Raw genomic sequence first — 19,375 nt, 5'->3', positions numbered from 1 at the left:
ACGCGATGACTTCCGCGACGACTTCCGCGATGACTTCCGAATTGCTCGACACGATGCCGCCGACCGACCTCGACGCGCCTGCACCGACATCCACACCCGCGCCCGCGCCCGCCGCGCCGGCCGGCTACACGACACTCGAACGCGGCGGCGCGTATTTCCGCGCGCTCGGGTCGACCTATCAACGGCTGGCGGACGACGGCACGGTCGTCGTCGCGGTGCGGGTCGACGCGAGCCACGCGAATATCATCGGCGTCGCGCACGGCGGGATGCTGATGACGCTCGCGGACGGTGCGATGGGGATCAATCTGAATCTGTCGCGAGCCGGCACGGCGAAGTCGCAAGCGGTGGTCACGACGACGATGTCGAGCGAATTCCTGTCGGCCGCGCAAGTCGGCGACTGGCTCGAAGCGCATACGCGGATCCGCCGCAACGGCCGGCGCATCGTGTTCGTCGATTGCACGCTGAAGGTCGGCGAGCGCGAGGTGCTGCACGCGAGCGGCACGTTCCTGCCGATCTGACGTCCGTCCGTCCGATCAAAACGAATCGGGCCGCGTGCGAGCGCGGCCCGCATTCTGCTCATCGGCCTGCATTCTGCTCATCGGCCTGCATCCTGCTCATCGGCCCGCATTCCGCTCATCGGCCTGCATCCTGCTCAATGGCCGGGCAGCGCATCCTCGAGCTGTGCGATCACGCGCAGCAGCCTCGGCTTCACTTCGTCGAGCAGGAATTCCTTCGACAGGCTGAACGACGGGCCGCCGATGTTGATCGCCATCACCGGCAAACCGCCGCCCGGCTGGAATGCGCGCGCGATGCCGTTCACGTCCGACTGCCAGTCGCCGAACGAGCACGTGACGCCGAGCGTGCGGTAGTCGTCGAGCCCGCGCTCGATCCCGCGCTTGATGTCGGGCCACGCGAGGTCGTCGAGCTCGCGAATCTGCTCCGTCACGTCGAGCCGCTCGCGCTCCGGTATCGCGGCGAGCCACGCGCGGCCGATCGCGGACGTCGCGATCGGAATGCGCGAGCCGACGTCGAGCGTCAGCGCGAGCGCGGACGTGCTGCGGCAGCTTTCGATGTACAGCATCGACAGGCGATCGCGCACGCCGAGCGACACCGACGCGTGCGCGAAATCCGCGAGCTCCTGCATCATCGGCCGCGCGATCTTGCGCACGTCGAGGCGCGCGAGCATCGAGCTGCCGAGCGCGAGGCACGCTGTGCCGAGGCGATAGCGGCCGCTGTCTTCGAGATGAATCAGGTAGCCGAGCTTCGTCAGCGTCATCGTGAGGCGCGACACGGTCGAGCGCGGCAGCTTGCAGCGCTGCGCGATTTCCTGATTGGTCAGCGCGGTGTCGCCGCCGCGAAAACACGCCAGCACTTCGAGCCCCCGTGCGAGCGCCGTCACGAAATGACGATCCTCCTTGTGCGCGGGCGTGCGATTTTTCTTTTGCTCGGTATCCAGCATCGTCGACAAATAGAACATGCGTTCAGATTCGATCGGACGCGATGCGCGCGTCCGATCACAATACTCGCCGCATGGCGACGCCCGCGCAGGATACTGTCGATGCGCCGGTTCGCAGCGGAGTTCATTTGCGGAATTATATTCTGTATTGCAGAACTTGCCGGCGCACGGGCGAAAAGTACAGATAGGGTTTACGGCAGCGACCGCCACGGAACCGACGAAATTAATCCACCACATTAACAACAGACTCCTCGACTCGGTCAGATCGAACCCGTCAGCCGCTCGGCCCTCACTGATTCCACCTGCATTCTCGCTTGTTTCCCGGCAGTTAAGGGAAATCCCTTCCTCACCATAAATTGGCCCGAGTGTAATCTCTGGGATTAATTTCACCGAACGCGGTCTTGCCACAACCGGGCCGGATCGCCCCTGTCGACACGAGACATCGAGGAACGCGATGAACATGACTGAAACCCAACCGTGCATGGCGCAGCCGGCCATCTCCGAAGACGACGCGTACGCGATCGGCATCGATGCGTACACGTATGCGTACCCGATGGTGCTGATGGAAATGACGCGCCGCATCTCGACCAATGCCGCAGCGCCGGACGAGGTCGCGCAGCACGCGCCGATGAACCAGTTCGTGCACATGCCGCGCCTCGTCGACGCGACGTTCACCGACGTGGTGCGCCCGAACGCCGATACGCTCTATTCGCTGCTGTGGTACGACGTCGGCCAGGAGCCGCTGATTGTGTCGACGCCGACCGTCGCCGATCGTTACTTCGTCCTTCCGATCATGGACCTGTGGACCGACGTGTTCGCGACGCTCGGCACGCGGACGACCGGGCACCAGGGGATCGAGTTCGCGCTCGTCGGCCCGCGCTGGCAAGGCACGCTGCCGGCGGGCATGCGCAAGATCGTCAGCCCGACCGACGTCGGCTGGATGATCGGCCGCACGCAGGTGAACGGCCCGGCGGACCTGCCGGCCGTGCGCGACATCCAGCGGCAGTTGAAGGCCGCGCCGCTGTCTCGCCACGGGCGGCCGGACGCACCGCCCGATGGGCGGCCAGGCAGCGCCGTGGACGCCGCGATCGACATGCGGACGCCGCCGGTCGACCAGACGGCGAACCTGGATCCGGCCGCGTTCTTTTCTATTTTCGCGGAGCTGCTCGATCGCAATCCGCCGCACGCGGCGGACTACGCGATGCTGCTGCGGATGGAGCGCATCGGTCTCGTGCCGGGCAAGCGCTTCGACTTCGCGGGTGCCGATCCCGCGGTGCGGCGCGCATTGATGCGCGCGGCGCCCGATGCGTACCAGCGGATGATCGCGCAAGGGCGCGCGCTGCGGATCGTGCGCGACGGCTGGAGCAAGTCCGCGAGCATGATCGGCATCTACGGCTCCGACTATCTGACGCGCGCGTACGTCGCATTTCGCGGGCTCGGCGCGCTGCCGCCGGACGAGGCGGTCTATCCGTCGCTCGTCGCCGACGGCGACAACCAGCCGCTCACTGGCGCGTCGCGCTACGTGCTGCACTTCGACGCCGGACAGACGCCGCCGGTCGACGCATTCTGGTCGCTGACGATGTACGGCCCGGACCAGTTCTTCGTCGACAATCCGATCGACCGCTACGCGATCGGCGATCGCGACGCGCTCGCGTTCAATGCCGACGGCTCGCTGGATCTTTACATCCAGCACGACTCTCCGGGCAAGGACCACGAGCCGAACTGGCTGCCGGCGCCGACGGGGCCGCTCGACATGACGATGCGGCTTTATCTGCCGCGTGCGCAAGCGTCGGACGGCCGCTGGCAGCTGCCGAAACTGAAGCGCCTGCCGTGACGGGACGGGACTGGACGTGACGGAAGGGGGCGCGACGGCGTTAGCTACGGCCCCTGCCCGAATCCGGCACCGGCCTGCGCGTCACAGTTTCGGCACGTCCGTCGGATCGACCTGCACCCCCGGCACCCCCTGCGTGCGCGCGCTCACGTCGAGCTCGCGCGCCAGCGCCGCGCGGCTCGCCTGCGTCGGCTTCGCGTCCCGCGCATTGTCGAGCGCCGGCACGATGTAGCCGTTCACCATCTGCCGGAACAGCTCGACGTTCTTCGCATCGCGCAGCCCGCCGTCGATCGGCAGCATGCTCGTCATCACGATCACCGCGTTGCGCTTCGGCAGCACCGTGATGAATTGCCCCTTGAAGCCCATCGCATCGTATTCCGGCTCGCTCTGCACGATGTTGTTGATCCACCAGTAATAGCCGAAGTACGGCGACACGCCCGGCGTCGTCATCTGCTCGATCCAGCGCGACGGCACCACCTGGCGCCCCTGCCAGCGGCCATGGTCCAGCACGAGCATGCCGATCTTCGCCATGTCGATCGCGCGCAGCCGCAAGCCCCAGCCGGCCGACACGAGGCCCATGCGATCCGCGCGCTCCCACACCGCGTGCTTCATGGCGAGCGGGGCGAACAGGTGCGTCCGCGCATACCGTTCGATCGGCTCGTGCGCATCCGCGCCGAGCATCGCCGCCGTGAGGATCGGATTGATGTCGGTGTATTCGAACACGGTGCCCGGCGCCGCCTTGCGGGTCGTCTTCGCGGCCAGCTTCAGGCGGTCCGGCGCCGTGTAGTAGATCGGATCGTCCTTCGGGCTGAAGTCGTAGTGCAATCCGCTCGTCATCGACAGCACGTGCCGCAACTCGATGTCGCGCTTGTCCGCGAAATCGGCGCGCAGATCGGGCCGCCACGCGCCGAGTGTGTCGCCGACCGAATCGTCGAGATGCGCGGCGCCGCGATCGATCAGGATCCCCGCGACCAGCGACGTCACGGCCTTCGTGACCGAATACAGCTCGTAGTTCGCGTCGCGCGACGCGTTCGCGCCGTAGCGCTCGAAGATCAGCTTGCCGTCCTTCACGACGAGCAGGCTGTAGACGTCGAGCTTCTGGTCGCGAATCCATTGCGACAGGCGCACCAGTTCGCGCGAGTCGACGCCCACGTCCTCGGGCGCGGCCGCTTCGATGCCCGCTTCAGTGCCCGCTTCAGTGCCCGCCTCGTGCAGCCGCGCGGGCGCCGCCGGCGCCTGTTGCGCGGCCGACAGCGCGGGCAAGAAGAGCCCGGCGCCGCCGATCGCGAGCGACGCCAGCGACGCAACCCGCGCGAGCAGCCGGCGAACGAGGGGCGAACCCGCGCGACGCGTGCGGGCCAGGTCGAGTGACTGAGTGGTCATAGGCGCGGATCTCGTCATTTTTCGGGGGCGTCGTTGAATGCGACAGCGGTGCCGGGCACGCCCTGCGTCCGGTTGCTGAGCGCGAGCTCGTCACGCAGCGCCTGCGTCTTCGCGGCGGTTTCGACCGGCTTCTCCGCGGGCGTCAGCGCGGGGAGGATGTAGTCGTTGACCATCCGGCGATAATCGTTCAGATAGGTCGCGTCGCGCAGGCCGCCATCGGTCGGCAGCAGGCTCGTCATCACGACGACCGCGTGCTGCTCGGGCAGCACCGTGATGAACTGCCCCTTGAAGCCCATCGCGCCGAACTCGGGCTGCCCCTTCTCGACCACGTGCCGGATCCAGCAGTAGTAACCGTAATCCGCGGCGGCCGGCGACGGCGTCTTCATCTGCGCGATCCACGCGGCGGGCACGATCTGCCTGCCTTGCCAGCGCCCGTCGTCGAGCAGCAGCATGCCGATCTTCGCCATGTCGACCGCGCGCAGGCGCAGCCCCCAGCCGCCCGCCACCGCACCCGTCTTGTCGGCGCCAGTCCAGCGTTCGTGCGACATGCCGAGCGGCTCGAACAGCTTCGCCTTCGCGAACGCGTCCTCAGGTTCGCGCGCGGCGACCGACACCGCCGCGCCGACCAGCACGGGATTCACGTCGATATAGTCGAAGCGCGTGCCGGGCGGCGTCGTCGCACGGCTCGTCACCGCGACGCGCAGCCGGTCCGGCGCGGTGTAGTACAACGGGTCCGTGCCTTCACGCGTCTGATAGCTGAGGCCGCTCGACATCGACATCAGATGACGCAGCTCGATCGCCTGCTTGTCCGCGAGCTCGCTCGCGAGATCGGGTCTCGCCTGCTCGATCAGCGGCGCGACCTTCGTCGTCGGGTCGAGCTTGCCTTCGCCGTTCAGGATGCCGACGAGCAGCGCCGTGATCGTCTTCGTGACCGAATACAGCTCGTAGTTGTTGTCGCGCGAGAGCCCGTCGCCGTAACGCTCGAACACGATCCGGCCGTCCTTCACGACGACCAGGCTCCGCACGTCCATCTTGTCGTCGCGCAACCACTTCGACATCCGAACGAGCGGCGCCGAATCCACGCCGATCGATTCGGGCACGACCACGGGCATGTCCCGCGACGCGGCGTCCGCCGCGCGCGCGGGCCCGGCCGGACCGATCGCGAGCGTCGCCGCCGCCGTGATCCCGCACAACACTTGAGGCATTCTCATCGCTTGCTCCTTCTTCGTGCGGCGCGCGCGGCGCGCCGGATCAATCGAGGCAGGGCTTGCCCGCCGCCAGGAACTGCCCGCGCCCGGGTTCGGACGCGAGCCATCGGCCGTCCTCGACGAGCAGCTCGCCCCGCGACAGGCAGTGGCGCGGCCAGCCCGTCACCTCGATCCCTTCGTAAGGCGTGTAGTCGACCGCGTGATGCAGCGCGTCGTTCGAGATCCGCACGCGCTTGTTCGGATCCCAGACGACGATGTCCGCATCCGCGCCGACGGCGATCGTGCCTTTGCGCGGATAGAGGCCATACAGCTTCGCGGGCCGCTGCGACGTCAGTTCGACAAACTGATGAATCGACAGCCGGCCTTTGTGCACGCCGTCGAACAGCAGCGGCATGCGCGTCTCCAGCCCCGGAATGCCGTTCGGAATGTGATTGAACGACGCGCGATGCCCGCCCGGATGCTTGCCGCACGGGTCGTCGTAGTTGAACGGCGCATGATCGGACGAGAACACCGAGAACACCCGCTGCCGCAACGCATGCCACACCGCCTGCTGGTTCGCCGGGTCGCGCGGCGGCGGGCTGCACACGCATTTCGCGCCATCGTACTCGCCGTGGCCGAGATCGGCGGCGGTCAGGTACAGATACTGCGGGCACGTCTCCGCGAGAATCGGCAAGCCGCGCGACTGCCCCCAGCGGATCTGCTCGATCGCATCCGCACCCGACACGTGCACGATCAGGATCGGCACGTCGACGAGCTCCGCGAACGCGATCGCGCGATGCGTCGCCTCGCGCTCGACCACGGCCGGCCGCGCATGCGCATGAAAATGCGGGGCGACGTGGCCCTTGCCGAGCAGCCGCTCGGTCAGCCAGCCGATGCAGTCCGAGTTCTCCGCATGCACCATCACGAGCGCGCCGTGCTCGCGTGCGACGCTCAGCACGTCGAGCATCTGCCGGTCGTCGAGCTTCAGGTCGTCGTAGGTCATGTAGACCTTGAACGACGTGTAGCCGCTGGCGATCAGCCGCGGCAACTCTTCCGCGAGCACGTACGGCGTCGGGTCGGAGACGATCAGATGGAAGCCGTAGTCGATCACCGCGCGCCCTTCGGCGCGGCGATGGTAGTCGTCGACCGCGGCCTGCAGCGACTGCCCTTTCTCCTGCGCGGCGAACGGAATCACCGTCGTCGTCCCGCCGCACACCGCCGAACGCGTGCCGCTCAGGAAATCGTCGGCCATCCGCAGTCCATCGGGCATCGGCTGGTCGAGATGGCAGTGCGCGTCGACGCCGCCCGGCATCACGAGCATCCCGGTCGCGTCGAGCTCGCGCGGCGCGCGCGGCAGGTCGTGGCCGAGCACGGCCACGCGCCCCGCGCGGATGCCGATGTCGCACGAGAACCGGTCCGCCGCCGTCACGACGTCCGCGTGACGGATCACGAAATCGAGTTCGTTCGACATGGCGATGCTCAGACCACTTCGCCGAAGAGCCGCCCCCAGCCCTTCACCTGGCGCGTATCGTAGTCGGCGAGCTGCAGCGACTTCCACACGACGGTCGAGATCGTGTCGTAGATCGGAATCCCGGTTTCCTCTTCGAGCGCCGGCACCAGATGCGCGGCATTCAGGTTCGTGCAGAAGATCGAGATCGCGCGCGGGCCGGCCTTCGCGACCTCGCGCACCATGCCGCTCAACTGCTCGGCCGTGACTTCGGAGAACGAGAAATTGACCTTCAGGTTCAGATGCCGCTCAGCGATGCAGTTCAGGCCGGAACGGCGATAGTTGTCGACGATCTTCGTCTGCACGTCGTCGAGATACGGCGTGACGAGGCCGAAATCGTGCGCGCCCGTCTTCTTCAGGATCTCGTTCAGCGCGAGCACGGACGTCGTCGCCGGAATGCCGGTCGCCTCCGTGATGCGGCGGCACAGCCGCTCGTCGGCCTCGAAGCCGAGCCAGCCCGACGACGTACCGTTCCACGCGATCACGTCGACCTTCGCGTCGGCGAGCAGCTTCGCCGCCTCGATGATCTTGTGATCGTCGAACTGGCCGAGCGCCTGATCGGACAGCGAGATCTCGGTGACCGGGAAGCGGGCGAAGTGCGCGGACACACCGGGCAGGCCGGCGACCATCGCGCTCGTCAGCGGCTCGAGCGACGTGTTGGAGGAAGGCGTCAGCATGCCGAGCAGGGTGCGTTTTTTCATTTCAAGTCTCTCTTGCGGTAAATGGGGTGAGTCAAACGGGGAGCTTGCTTTCGTAATCGATCGCGCTCGAGCACAGCAGCAGGCCGACGCCGGCCGCGGCGAAGAACATCAGCGCGAGGAAATAGGAGCCGGTCAGCTGCACGATCGCGCCGACGATGATCGGCACGGTAATGCCGCCGATGTTGCCGCCGAGGTTCATGAAGCCGCCGAGGAAGCCGATCTTGTTGCGCGTGCCGAGCGCCGACGGGATGCACCAGTACAGTCCGCACCAGCGCAGGAAGAACAGCGTCGACGACAGCAGCGCGACGACGACGACCGGATCCTTCACATAGGCGACGGAGAAGATCGACGCGGTCGCGACGACCGACGCGATCCCGAACAGCGTGCGCATCACGACGTTCGGACGGCCGCCCGCGGCCTTCCACTTGTCGGCGATCCAGCCGCCGAGCAGTTCGCCGACGAAGCCGCTGAAGAAAATGATGAAGCTCGAGCCGCCCATCTCCTTGATGTCGAAGCCGTGCACCTTGTGCAGATAGTTCGGCATCCACGTGAGCAGCCCGTAGAACAGGGTGTTGAAGCACATCCAGCCGAAGAACATCGCCCACACCGAGCGGTACTTGAAGAAGTCGCGCGAGCGACCCGACAGGCCCGTCGGCTCGGCGGCGCGATCGAGCGCATGCGATTCCTCGATGTACGCGGCCTCCAGCTCGTTCACGCCAGGATGCTCGCGCGGCGAGTTGCGGATGTAGGACCAGGCGAGAAAGCCGGCCAGCACGGTGCCGATGCCGGCGACCGCGAACGCGAGCCGCCACGAGCCGAGCGTCGCGATGAGCCCGGCGATCAGCACCGCGCCCAGCGCCGCGCCGAGCGGCGCACCGCCGTCGAGCAGCGTGGCGCCGCGGCCGCGCTCGGTCTGCGTCATCCAGATCGCGTTGAGCTTGCCGCCGGCCGGATAGATCGGCGCTTCCGACGCGCCGAGGCCCAGACGCGTGAGCAGCAGCGCCGGCGCGCTCGTGCAAATTGCGGCGAGCGCCTGGAAAAAGCCCCAGAACACGGTCGCCGTCGCGATCACGATGCGCGGCTTGAAGCGGTCCGCAAGCATGCCGCCGGGGATCTGCATCACCGCGTACGTCCAGAAAAACGCGCTGAGGATCAGCCCTTCCATCGCCGGGCCGATATCGAACTCCTTCGAAATGAACGGCATCGCGACGGACAGCGACGCGCGATCGACGTAGTTGATCGCGATCAGGCTAAGCATGACGACGAATATCTTCCAGCGGACGGTGGACTTGCCCACCGTCATGGCGACAACACCAGACCTTGATGACATGTACGGACTCCGGATGGACGAGAGTTGGAGGACGTCGCGCAACGTTTGCCGGAGTATAGAATTTAAAATTTATAATTACAACGTACGTAAATCGTTGTTTTTTAATGACTCTAGTAAAACTTCGGGTATTCACCGAGATCGTGCTAAGCTTGCGCCATCATGAATCAGCCGAACGGACAAACCCTCCTCCTGCGCACGCGCGGCATGGCCGCCGAGATAGCCGCGCGCCTGCGCGTGATGATCGACGAAGGCGAGCTGCCGCCTGGCGCCCGGATCGACGAGAAGGAATTGAGCCTTGCGTTCGATGTGTCGAAGACGCCGCTGCGCGAGGCCCTGAAGATCCTCGTATCGGAAGGCCGCGCGACGCATCGCCAGTACATCGGCTATCGCGTCGCGTCGATCGATCTCGACGATCTCGCGAGCACGTTCGAGATGCTTCACGGTCTGGAGGCGATGGCGGGTGAGCTCGCGCGGCAACGCATCACGGATGCGCAGGTCGCGGCGATCCACGCGAAGCATCGGCGCATGATCGAGTGTCACGCGGCGGGCAAGCGGCTCGAATATTTCCGGCTGAACCAGCAGGTTCACGAGATGATCGTCGAGTCGGCCGGCAATCCGGTGCTGTCCGGTGTTTATGTGTCGCTGATGGCGAAAGTGCATCGCGCGCGCGGCGCGGCCAACACCGACACGCTCAGATGGGCGGAGTCGCTGAGCGAGCACGAAGCGATTCTCGCGGCGCTGGATGATCCCGAGCATGCGCGTTTGCCGCGGATTCTGCGCGAGCATTCGGAGAATACGGCGCGAGAGGTGTTGATGCTGCTTGGCCGGATGCGGGAGAACGCGTCCGCACCGGAGGCTCGGGCCTGATCCACGGCAAAGCAACCGCGCTGAAACAAGGGCCTTCGTGCGGAAGCCCCGTGTTCACCACCGCAATGCGCTACCCGCTACTACCCGCTACGGCATACTCTTCGGCTGGTACTTCAACCACGCTTTCGATTTCGGGTTCGTGATCCGCTTCAGGTTCTTGCAATCCGGACACCATCGACCCTTGTTTTTCACGTTGTCGAGGTTCGCTGGCCACACGTGCCCGCGATGGCACTGCCAGACAAGATGACTCCGAGCGTTGACGTACTCGTCTGACAGACACAACCCTCCACGCGCGTCGGCAACTGCTTGAGCTTCTGCGAGCGTGCTGCGCTGATCGTCGGCGCTGCATCGCTTGCACCATCGTCCATGCAGGATATTCGCGCCCTTTGCACGCCACTCATGTCCCCTCCCGCAACGAAACCGATAGGCTCGGGCGGTTCCACGATATTCGTCGTCGAGGCAAACGCCACCATGGCTTGCAGCCTTTTCCCGGAGCAATGCGAGACCATTCGCATGGCGCAGAACATCGCCGATATGCGCATTGGCGCATTGCCGGCACCATGTACCCCGCAATATATGTCCTCCTTGCGATTGCCACGTATGCCCGTTCGCGCACTGGAATGCATAGTCCGCCAACCTGCCGTCGTACCGATCCGACAAGCATCGCCCGCCCCGGGCGCGCGCCGCCTCACGTAGTCGTTCGAGCCCGTCAATCGTGCGCTGCTGATCGTAGCCGCATCGCCTGCACCATCCGCCGCTGTAAAGAATCGTGCCTGCGAAAGTCTCAAAGACATGCCCCGCAGCGCACTCGAATCGGTACTTTGCGGTCGTACCGACGAATTCATCCGAAAGCAAGCGCCCACCACGCTTTGATGCGGCGGCGTGAAGGCGTTCCAATCCGTCTGGGAGCACTTCCTTTGCCACTCGCGGGCAGTGCGGGCACCACGACCGCTGATACAGGATCGTCGCACCGCGAGTTTGCCAGGTATGTCCATTTGCGCAGCAAAACGTATAGACGGCCTTCACGCCGTCGTAACGCCGGGACAAGCATTTCCCGCCGCGCTGCTTCGCTATGGCTCGCAGTTGATCAATGCCATCGAAAAGGAGTTGTCCCGTCGCTTTTCCGCTCAGTGCCGCGCAGGTCGGACATAGGCCGCCGCGCAACAACGACTGTCCGAGTGCCGACCATGCGTGGCCTGCGTCGCAGCGCAGCCGATAGCGTTTTGCATACCCGCGCCACGACTTGCTCAGGCAAACCGAGTTTGCGGCATTCGCGACCTGGTGCAACTTCTCGGTCATCGCATCCCGAGCACACTGACGGCAGCCAATCTGGCGTTGACGAATCAAGTTGCGCGGACTGATTTGTGTCACGTGCCCTTGATCGCAAACGAACCGATGCTTGGCCTGCAATCCCCGATACGTCGTACCAGTGCATACCAAACCATGCTTTTTCATCGCAGCCAACAACCCTGTGCTACGACCCAGCGAAGGGGAAGATGTTTCCGATAGTACTTTCGTGCGTCAAGCGGTCATCGTTCGATTAACCCGTGCAAAAGGTCTGCAAGCAGAATCGATCGCTCTTCAGATCAAGGCATGGACATCGTCTTGCCCCGGCTGACCAACGTGCATCCACAGGTCGCGCGATGCCCTTGTAACGCAACCGGATCGCCGCCGATCATGCTCGATTGGTCGCCTTCGGCAATAGTCTGAGTGCCGTGCTCCTTGCACTCGACGGTGTCGCCTTTGCGAGAGATCGGCTTGCCGTCGATGACGTCGGCGCTTGAGCCCGTCACGACAGTACCGCCGTGCGGCGCCAGGGTGTCGCCTACCACTATGACTTGACGAGACATTGTTTTTTCCCGTGAGTGCGGCAGTGCACGCGCCGTGGTGCTTACAGGCCGATCGCGTATATGCCGGGCATGCCGGTTTCCGCATTCGGGCTGCCAAGGTACGTCCATTGCACATCCGTCATGGCGGCATCAATGAAACGATCCCCGGCATGTGGAAACGCCTGTCCCTTCTCGACGAAAGCCTGCCGATCCCAGCGGTTGTAAAGCACGGCCATCGGGTGGTCTTCGGCAACGCGACTTTCCCATATCCCGGATTCTGGACAACGCCGGTCACCCGTGCATTGCAGTGCTACCGGCGACGATGGAATTTCCCGCAGCAGCCCCGCACCGACCAGGTTCGCAAGAAAATCCGCGCGCTGTGGCGGCAGGCGATAGGCTTCGCCGAGGTAATGCCATTGCACACGATCCGGCGGCAGCCAGTCGTATGAGGATGGCTCGAACCGCTCGCCAGCTTCATAACGTTCGGGAAGGCCAGATCGGGCGGCCAAGCGTGCATCGGGTTGCATCGACGAGCCATACAGTGCAAGCCAATAGCCAGTCTTCGGGACCATTTGAGCACCAGTGGCTGTAAGCACGCCGCGATCGAGCGCAGCCACCGCGTGGCCGTCGGGAACGAACGAACGCCCCTGCTGCAAGCTGTTTTTCTCCGATTTCGCTGGCTGACTAACCGGCTTCGCAGCGTCGATCAACGTCTTCGCATTCCCGTCCCATTTGGGGAGTGGAGCAGGTGGCAACGGGAGAACCTTGTCCAGGTTCGGCAATTTCAGGCGGCCTTGATAGTGCTCCAACGCACCCTTCACAACGCGATATCTATCAGCACGAGCCTTATCGATACTGCCGGGAAGGTTCCTCCCGTTGGTCAAATTGAATCCGTCAAACTCAATAGATAACTTGCTTGCACATTTTGCACTCCCTAGCTTTACGCCCTCCTGTAAAACCGCCAGTGCATGACGTTTCGCATCCGCTGTTCTCGCCCTAGCGTAGACAAAACCCAACTCTTCTGCCGCATCTCCGTAGCCTTGTGCGAGAGCACACTCGAGCATCTGGGTAGCGATCGGCAAGTTGCCCCAGAACTCTCCATCCGAATCGTCGTACGTAGCGTCGAGCTTTTCTCCAAGAAATGTCATAGCGGACGGACTACCCATGTCTGCCGCACGTTGAAAAAACGCGTATGCGCTAGTCGCATCGCCACCTTTGATCAACCCGTTCTGGTGATAGGTTCCCATCATGTCGTACGCGTCGGGTACACCCAACTGCATCGCCTTCTCAACCCAGCGAATTGCAATCTCAGGGTCGTGCTGGGGTACGCCAGGATAATCACTCAGAATCAGAGAGGCGAGGTTTAGCATGGCCTTCCAGTGACCATGATCCGCAGCCTGCACATAGAGCTGATAAATCTTCGGATAGTCCCGATTCTGATAGTACAAGTCGGGATTATCTAGCGCGAGAGCCCGCTGAAACCATAACTCTGCCTGGGGATCAACAGGCGGCACATGCTGATTCTGATAAACGCACGTGAAGCTCTTTCGATGCGGGTCGAAGAGGGGCAGTTTTTCGTTACGCGGCAGATCGGACATGGTAAGACTCGGTTTGCTTGTCGATGATGGCAATTCCCCGGCCTGCACGTTGAAAGTGAGCAGACCTAGGGCAACAAAAATGATCCTGCAGAAGGCAGCTATCGGCATCAGGCGACCTCGATCAGACTGTGCGGGGAATATTGGAAGATGAAGGCATATCTATCTGGGCATGCAGCACCGTCTTGGCTCTAGTATCCATAAACGGCAGGAGGAATCCTTCCATCTTTTCTTGACCGGTCTTCTGAATCTCCCGATTGTCCTTCATTCGTCCCTCCCAAAGATCATAAACCGCCGGCACCTGTTGTCGATCCCCACTGCCAGGAGTAGCTCCGCCGGAAAGCAGGGAAAACACCCGCTCGCGGAGGTGCGATGCCCAGTCCTGTCCCGTTGCCCCAAAGTTAATTTCACTGTCGGCAGACATACTGCGCTGGTTCATGTTCGCGCTACCGATTGTCATGAACACATCGTCAATGATCATCAGCTTCGAGTGAATGTAGATTTCGCGATAAGCCATCTGATTACCCACCACGCCACTGGTGCGCAGCCGGGCAATACTGACTTTCAGGCCGAGGGTATCCTGTAGTTCCTTAAGAATCTGCGGATGGAAGGTGTTTTCACCTTTCTTGTTCGTGTACTTTTGAGCCGTCTTGCCTGCCTTTGACAGCGTAGCCTGATTTTTCCAAGCATCGCCATGACCAAGTTCGGCCATCGTGTCGTAGGTACGCGGGACCATGCCCGGATCCTGAGGGTGTGGCGTTACGACAAACAGATGCAGCATCGGTGCATCCTGCTGAGGTTTGTTGGCCAGTTTTGCCCACGCATCATGGAACTTCTTTCGCTCCCGTTTCAAATGCCGGGCGAACTCGGGATAGAAAAAATACTGATTCTCCATGTAGATGTAGTTGCGTGCGTAACTGCTTGCCTGGAAGTAAAGGCTCTTGATCGTTTTCTCGTGCTCGTGCGGCTGGGTACGTACGATCTGCACCTGGTGCGAGGGATCATCTGGCAGGCTGGGAATCCCCGACGGCAGCTCTTTGAGTTCCGCCGTTCGCCACGCTGGCGGCGCAAAAAGATTCCAGCCACGCTCGAAGTTCTGATGCAACCGCTTCAACACCTTGCCGGTCATCTTGCACGCGTAGTCCTGATACGGATTCACATGCTTATACGGAGCGGTGCTCAGAGGGCCGGTTGGATCCTGCGTTTCCTGCTCATGCCGGTGTTCGTCGTCAACATACCATTGCACCCATTCCTCACGGAGCGGATCGTCGATTTCGTGCGCGGTTCTGTCCCAGTAGTCCGTGACCGAATTCAGCCCCATCACATAACCGGTTGCATTTCGGCCGTCATAAGGGTGCGCATAGTCGATTAGGATAGGTTTTTGATGGTGAGTCGCGTAACCCTCGAGAAGATTCTCCTCATCGACATAGTAGAAATCGCCTTCGTCGCTGTGAGTGCTCGGAGCATCCTCTTCCTCCAGGTTAGCGGCTAACAACTTCTTGACGTCGTTGCTTGAAATGCTGCGCAGAACAATCTGTAGCCGCTGATTCTTCGTCAGGATGCCGCTGCCCTTGCTTTCACCATCGGGCAAATTGCGGTTCCACCAGTCAATACACCATCGAGTTCGCTCCGAATTCGCGTAGGGCGCGCGCTGCTGCACCCGTTTTTCAATGGGACTGGTCCAGCCGGAAACTGGAACATCGGTGAATCCTGGCATGCTGTTCTGCTTGCGCGACCCCCGTGGGTCGAACCAAATCAGCAACCGCACGGTGACGGGATTGTCCTTACGTTGGGTAATCTCCTCCAGCAGCGCTCCGTAGACGATTCCGCGTGGCCAGACGCCAGCAGCAGGCTTGGCAGGCACGGGCTTTCCTCCAAACTTCGGGACGCCGATGCCCTCAGGGGACTCGGGACCGCGCCAGAGTTCCATGCCGGGATCAAATCCCCAGCAGCAGATGTCAACCGTTGACTGCGCACCCATGAGATCAGCGGCAATCTGCCTGAACCCTTCCTCGCCGCAGACGAAGAACTGCAGATCGTTGCCCATGGTCGGCATGGCATCCTTGTCGACCTTTTTTTCAAGAAGCCATTGAACAGTGCCTTGCGCTGCACGACCCGCTTCGTCGACTGCGACGTCTACCGCGTTATGGGTTTCGAGAGGAAGCTGTGCCACGTTCTTTTCCCTGTTGTTTGATGTGCGTCGATATCGAGATCACGCCAAGCGTTCACCGCGATTGCTTCGCTGTTCAGCATGATCGGGATCGCCATGCAGCGCGTCTTTCACTCGCAGATCGAACTGCCCACCATTGGCAAGCTTGACCTGATAGGCCGGCGTACCGGGTTGGTGGTCGTTCACGACTACCCGGCCGAATTCATCCGTGACGCCCTCGCCAATCTTTGCGCCGCCCTTGTACAGTTCGTACGGCTCGCTCACGTACTGAGGCCCCTCACCCGGTAGTGCCCGCAACGCAAAATGCAGTTGCTCCTTCTCGGGCGGCAGCGCCGGAATCGCTGGCGTGCTCACACTATCCGGCCCGACGAACGTCCGGCTCGCCGAGTGAACCTCGAAACCACCCGACGTACCGCTCTTGATCTGCCCCGCCGTCCAGCGGGTATAACTCCCGCCGCCGTTGATCTCGACTTCCTGCTGCGCGCTGATCGTGATCTTAGTGGCCGTGACCGTCACGTTCAGCTTCGCCAGCAGGTTGATGCTGTCCTTCAGCGCCTTTACATCGATGTCACCCGCCGCAGCAACGAGCCGCATGCCCGCCTCATAGACGAACAGACGCAACGCCCGACGCGCACTGGCGAAAAAACCGCCACCCGTGCAGACCGACATATGCTCGCCGGTGGTAACTGCGGTGGTCTTGCCGCTGCTCAGGTGAATCTGCTCCTCCGCGCTGGCGGTCACGCCTACGGGACTGGCGAGCACCAGATGCGGCCGCTCAAGCTGCTTGAGCGTGCCACCGCCTTGAATGGACTTCGCCTGCGCTTTCAACGAAGTGGCGACGGATTTTTGCTCACCATCCTGCGCCCCCGCCGATAGCGCCGACTGCGCCAGGCTGGCGGCGGTATCCTGAGCGTTCGCAAGCTGAAGATTCACCTCGTCGACATTGAATGCGTCGCCGGTCGCACCTGAGCGAGCATGAGTCGACAACAGCAGCCCGCGAGCGCCGCGCACCGAAGCATGTCCGTCCGTACGCAATTCCGCACCTTCACCGCGCTTCTCGCCGCGACCTGCCGGCTCGCTCACGCGCGTGAGGTAGCCCATGTGCAAACCGGATTCGAGATGATCGCTACGGATTTGCGTCTGCACCTGCCCCGTCGTATCGTCCTTCAGCCAGACGTTGTTCTGCTCTCCGCCGATTTCCTTGCTGACGAAACCCGACAGCACGTGCTGATCGGGCAGATTCCACTGTGGCCGGTTCGCACCGTTCCCCACGCGCGCCGTGATGACCGGTCGATCAGGGTCACCATCCAGAAAGGACACGACCACTTCGTCTCCGACTCTCGGCAACTGAATACCGCCGAAACCGGCACTGGACCAAGGCTGCGCGACGCGTACCCAGCACGAGCTGCGCGCATCCCGTTGGCCGATCCGATCCCAGTGAAACTGCACCTTTATCCGGCCCAACTCGTCGGTATAGACTTCCTGGCCTGGCGGCCCGACCACGGTCGCCGTCTGCATTTGCATGACCGGCTTGTGGTGTTCAAACGGACTGCGGTATGGCACGGATCGACGTTGTGCCTCGATCTCGGTCAGGAAAAAGCCTTCGGAACCGTCGTGATGGGTGATGCGGGAAGCGTGGGCGTCTTCGTTACCAGCCATCGCTTCGGCCAGTCGGCCTTGCAGGCTGTGCGCAAAATTCGCATGGTGACTCGATTCGGGGATGTTGTTCTCGATCAGCCACACTGCTTCGATGACCGCGAATTGGCGTCGCTCGGCGGAATCCCGGTCATGCTCCGGATGTCCGATGAGTTCGAACCACCGGCCGGCATCGATCTCGCGCAAGCCGCCCGCGCCATAAAACCGCTTGGCGCGCGACTCCCACTCTTCCATACGCACTTTGGTGAGATGATCGCCGCGCTCCCGTTCCAGATACGTATAGGGGCCGGTGTATTCGTACACCTCCAACTGCTCGGGCAACTCGTGCGACAACGTCGGCACGTTGGTGCCCTTCGGATTGGCGAGCGGCGACGGACTCTTGTAGTCGAACGTCCGGGTTGCCAGCACGGCGCTATGCAGGGTCCGCATGCTCGACCAGTGAACCAGCGCATCGACCTCGTCGTTCGTGCCGTAGCGCGAGAACTGGACTGTCCGCGAAGCGAGCGGCTCGCACGTGTCCAGACGGTCGGTGATGGTCAGCGTGTGCGACTTGCCGTCGTCCGCCTGTTTCCAGATGCCGAATAGCCCCTCATCCTCCATCAGCCGGTGAACGAATGTCCAGTCGTCTTCATATTGTGTGCAATACGATCTCGATGGCAACGGCCTGAAGAGCGCAAAGTTGAAGCGACCTTTTGCCTGCGGATGGGCGTTGAAGACATCGCTCAGGATTTCGTCGACAGGCTTGTCCTGCCAGATACGCTGGTCGCGGCGGAATTTCAGGAAATGCATCCATGATGCGAAGCTGATCTGGTAACTGGTCAAGCCACCTTCCGATCCCAGTCGCCGTACCAGATAGACATAGCCGTGCCGGGACAAATAGGACTTGTCCGTCTGCTGGATCCAGAGCGTCACGGGTTGCCCGACCAGCGCTTTCAGCTTGAGATCGCTGCGCATCGACAGGACGTCGAGCGTGAAGTCGAAATGCCGGCCGATACGCGACTGGCCCACCGCGCGTTGGGGCAGCAGCACGTTGGTCCCGAGTGGGGTGTCGAGTTTCAGCAGGCGGTCCTGCTGGATCACTCCCGCAAGAATGGCCCCCACAATGTCTTGTGCACGCATTTCCATCCCTTTATTACTTTTTGACTACTATTTTTTGTCATCGAAATGACAAGGGCGCTCTCCCGGGCGATTCTACAGTCAAATACACCATCATGCGAGATTGGGATGAACCAAACCCGAACAGCGGCAGACCGGTTCGTTTCGAGTCGGATCACAAACAACCACGCCGTCAACGCAAAACGGGCCGGCACGCCCCTCGCGCACCGGCCCGTTGCCGGAATTCGAACCGCCCGCAGGGCTTCCGCACGAAGGCCCAGGCACGGGTAAACCCTTTCCGTCGCGTTACGCCACCGCCGGCTCGAACGCCATCCGCATATCGGCCAGCCGCTTGCGTTCACGCGCGTTCATCACCTGGTTCAGCAGCACCACCCCGATCGTCACCACGCTGATGAACAGCGTCGCCAATGCGTTCATCTCCGGGTTCAACCCCAGCCGCACCCGCGAGAACACCACCAGCGGCAGCGTCGTCGAGCCCGGGCCCGACAGGAACGCCGACAGGATCAGGTCGTCCACCGAGATCGTGAACGACAGCAGCCAACCCGAGATCAACGCCTGCGAGATCAGCGGCAGCGTCACCAGGAAGAACACCTTCAGCGGCGTCGCTCCCAGATCCAGCGCCGCTTCCTCCAGCGACTTGTTCATCTCCTTCACCCGCGACTGCACGATGATCGCCACGTACGACACGCACAGCATCACGTGACCGATCCAGATCGTCACCAGCCCGCGACCCTTCGGCCAACCCAG

At 62.8% G+C, this 19,375-nt stretch carries 15 protein-coding genes; 3 read left to right on the top strand and 12 right to left on the bottom strand.

Going from position 1 to position 19,375, the window contains the following annotated elements; translation table 11 throughout:
- Positions 1–29: 29 nt before the first annotated feature.
- Positions 30–518, top strand: a complete 489-nt coding sequence (locus HZI36_RS25660) for a PaaI family thioesterase (RefSeq protein WP_179405483.1) — start codon at positions 30–32, stop codon at positions 516–518.
- A 134-nt stretch (positions 519–652) separates the two neighbouring features.
- Here the strand turns inward: HZI36_RS25660 and HZI36_RS25655 are convergent, their stop codons facing one another.
- Positions 653–1,477, bottom strand: a complete 825-nt coding sequence (locus tag HZI36_RS25655) for an IclR family transcriptional regulator (RefSeq protein ID WP_246327224.1) — start codon at positions 1,475–1,477, stop codon at positions 653–655.
- 439 nt (positions 1,478–1,916) lie between these two features.
- Between HZI36_RS25655 and HZI36_RS25650 the strand changes: the two genes are divergently transcribed.
- Positions 1,917–3,290, top strand: a complete 1,374-nt coding sequence (locus HZI36_RS25650; protein ID WP_246327223.1) for a DUF1254 domain-containing protein — start codon at positions 1,917–1,919, stop codon at positions 3,288–3,290.
- An 81-nt stretch (positions 3,291–3,371) separates the two neighbouring features.
- On the opposite strand, the gene HZI36_RS25645 is transcribed toward HZI36_RS25650, so the two are convergent.
- From HZI36_RS25645 to HZI36_RS25625, 5 genes are read right to left on the bottom strand one after another with little or no spacing between them, the layout of a single operon-like run.
- Positions 3,372–4,670 carry a serine hydrolase domain-containing protein gene (locus tag HZI36_RS25645; protein WP_179405481.1) on the bottom strand — a complete coding sequence of 433 codons (1,299 nt, stop codon included), beginning with the start codon at positions 4,668–4,670 and terminating at the stop codon, positions 3,372–3,374.
- A gap of 14 nt (positions 4,671–4,684) precedes the next feature.
- On the bottom strand, positions 4,685–5,881 hold the full coding sequence (locus tag HZI36_RS25640) for a serine hydrolase domain-containing protein (RefSeq protein WP_179405480.1): 1,197 nt from the start codon (positions 5,879–5,881) through the stop codon (positions 4,685–4,687).
- Positions 5,882–5,921: 40 nt separating this feature from the next.
- Entirely contained in the window at positions 5,922–7,328 is a 1,407-nt protein-coding gene (gene hydA, locus HZI36_RS25635; protein ID WP_179405479.1) for a dihydropyrimidinase, read from the bottom strand.
- An 8-nt stretch (positions 7,329–7,336) separates the two neighbouring features.
- On the bottom strand, positions 7,337–8,065 hold the full coding sequence (locus HZI36_RS25630; RefSeq protein WP_179405478.1) for a maleate cis-trans isomerase family protein: 729 nt from the start codon (positions 8,063–8,065) through the stop codon (positions 7,337–7,339).
- Positions 8,066–8,096: 31 nt separating this feature from the next.
- Complete coding sequence (locus HZI36_RS25625; RefSeq protein ID WP_179405477.1) at positions 8,097–9,395, bottom strand: MFS transporter; 1,299 nt, start codon at positions 9,393–9,395, stop codon at positions 8,097–8,099.
- Positions 9,396–9,554: 159 nt separating this feature from the next.
- Here HZI36_RS25625 and HZI36_RS25620 point away from each other — a divergent pair, with 159 nt between their 5' ends.
- Complete coding sequence (locus HZI36_RS25620) at positions 9,555–10,262, top strand: GntR family transcriptional regulator (protein ID WP_179405476.1); 708 nt, start codon at positions 9,555–9,557, stop codon at positions 10,260–10,262.
- Between the two features lie 87 nt (positions 10,263–10,349).
- Here the strand turns inward: HZI36_RS25620 and HZI36_RS25615 are convergent, their stop codons facing one another.
- The 6 genes from HZI36_RS25615 to HZI36_RS25590 all read right to left on the bottom strand — a co-directional run.
- The gene (locus HZI36_RS25615; RefSeq protein WP_179405475.1) at positions 10,350–11,561 is read right to left on the bottom strand and encodes a hypothetical protein; all 1,212 of its coding nucleotides are present in this window, start codon (positions 11,559–11,561) and stop codon (positions 10,350–10,352) included.
- A 287-nt stretch (positions 11,562–11,848) separates the two neighbouring features.
- Positions 11,849–12,112 carry a PAAR domain-containing protein gene (locus HZI36_RS25610; protein ID WP_179405474.1) on the bottom strand — a complete coding sequence of 88 codons (264 nt, stop codon included), beginning with the start codon at positions 12,110–12,112 and terminating at the stop codon, positions 11,849–11,851.
- A 41-nt stretch (positions 12,113–12,153) separates the two neighbouring features.
- Complete coding sequence (locus HZI36_RS25605) at positions 12,154–13,797, bottom strand: tetratricopeptide repeat protein (protein WP_179405473.1); 1,644 nt, start codon at positions 13,795–13,797, stop codon at positions 12,154–12,156.
- A 13-nt stretch (positions 13,798–13,810) separates the two neighbouring features.
- Entirely contained in the window at positions 13,811–15,859 is a 2,049-nt protein-coding gene (locus HZI36_RS27405) for a phospholipase D-like domain-containing protein (RefSeq protein WP_179405472.1), read from the bottom strand.
- A 39-nt stretch (positions 15,860–15,898) separates the two neighbouring features.
- Positions 15,899–18,631: a type VI secretion system Vgr family protein gene (locus tag HZI36_RS25595; RefSeq protein WP_179405471.1), complete on the bottom strand. Its 2,733-nt coding sequence runs from the start codon at positions 18,629–18,631 to the stop codon at positions 15,899–15,901.
- Between the two features lie 282 nt (positions 18,632–18,913).
- On the bottom strand, positions 18,914–19,375 hold a 462-nt coding region (locus HZI36_RS25590; RefSeq protein ID WP_179405470.1), incomplete at its 5' end, for an ABC transporter permease subunit.

Source organism: Burkholderia guangdongensis, from assembly GCF_013403875.1.
In the GTDB taxonomy this organism is placed as follows: domain Bacteria; phylum Pseudomonadota; class Gammaproteobacteria; order Burkholderiales; family Burkholderiaceae; genus Burkholderia; species Burkholderia guangdongensis.
The sequence above is the reverse complement of the archived record's forward strand: the minus strand, read 5'-3'. Positions and strand labels throughout refer to the sequence as shown.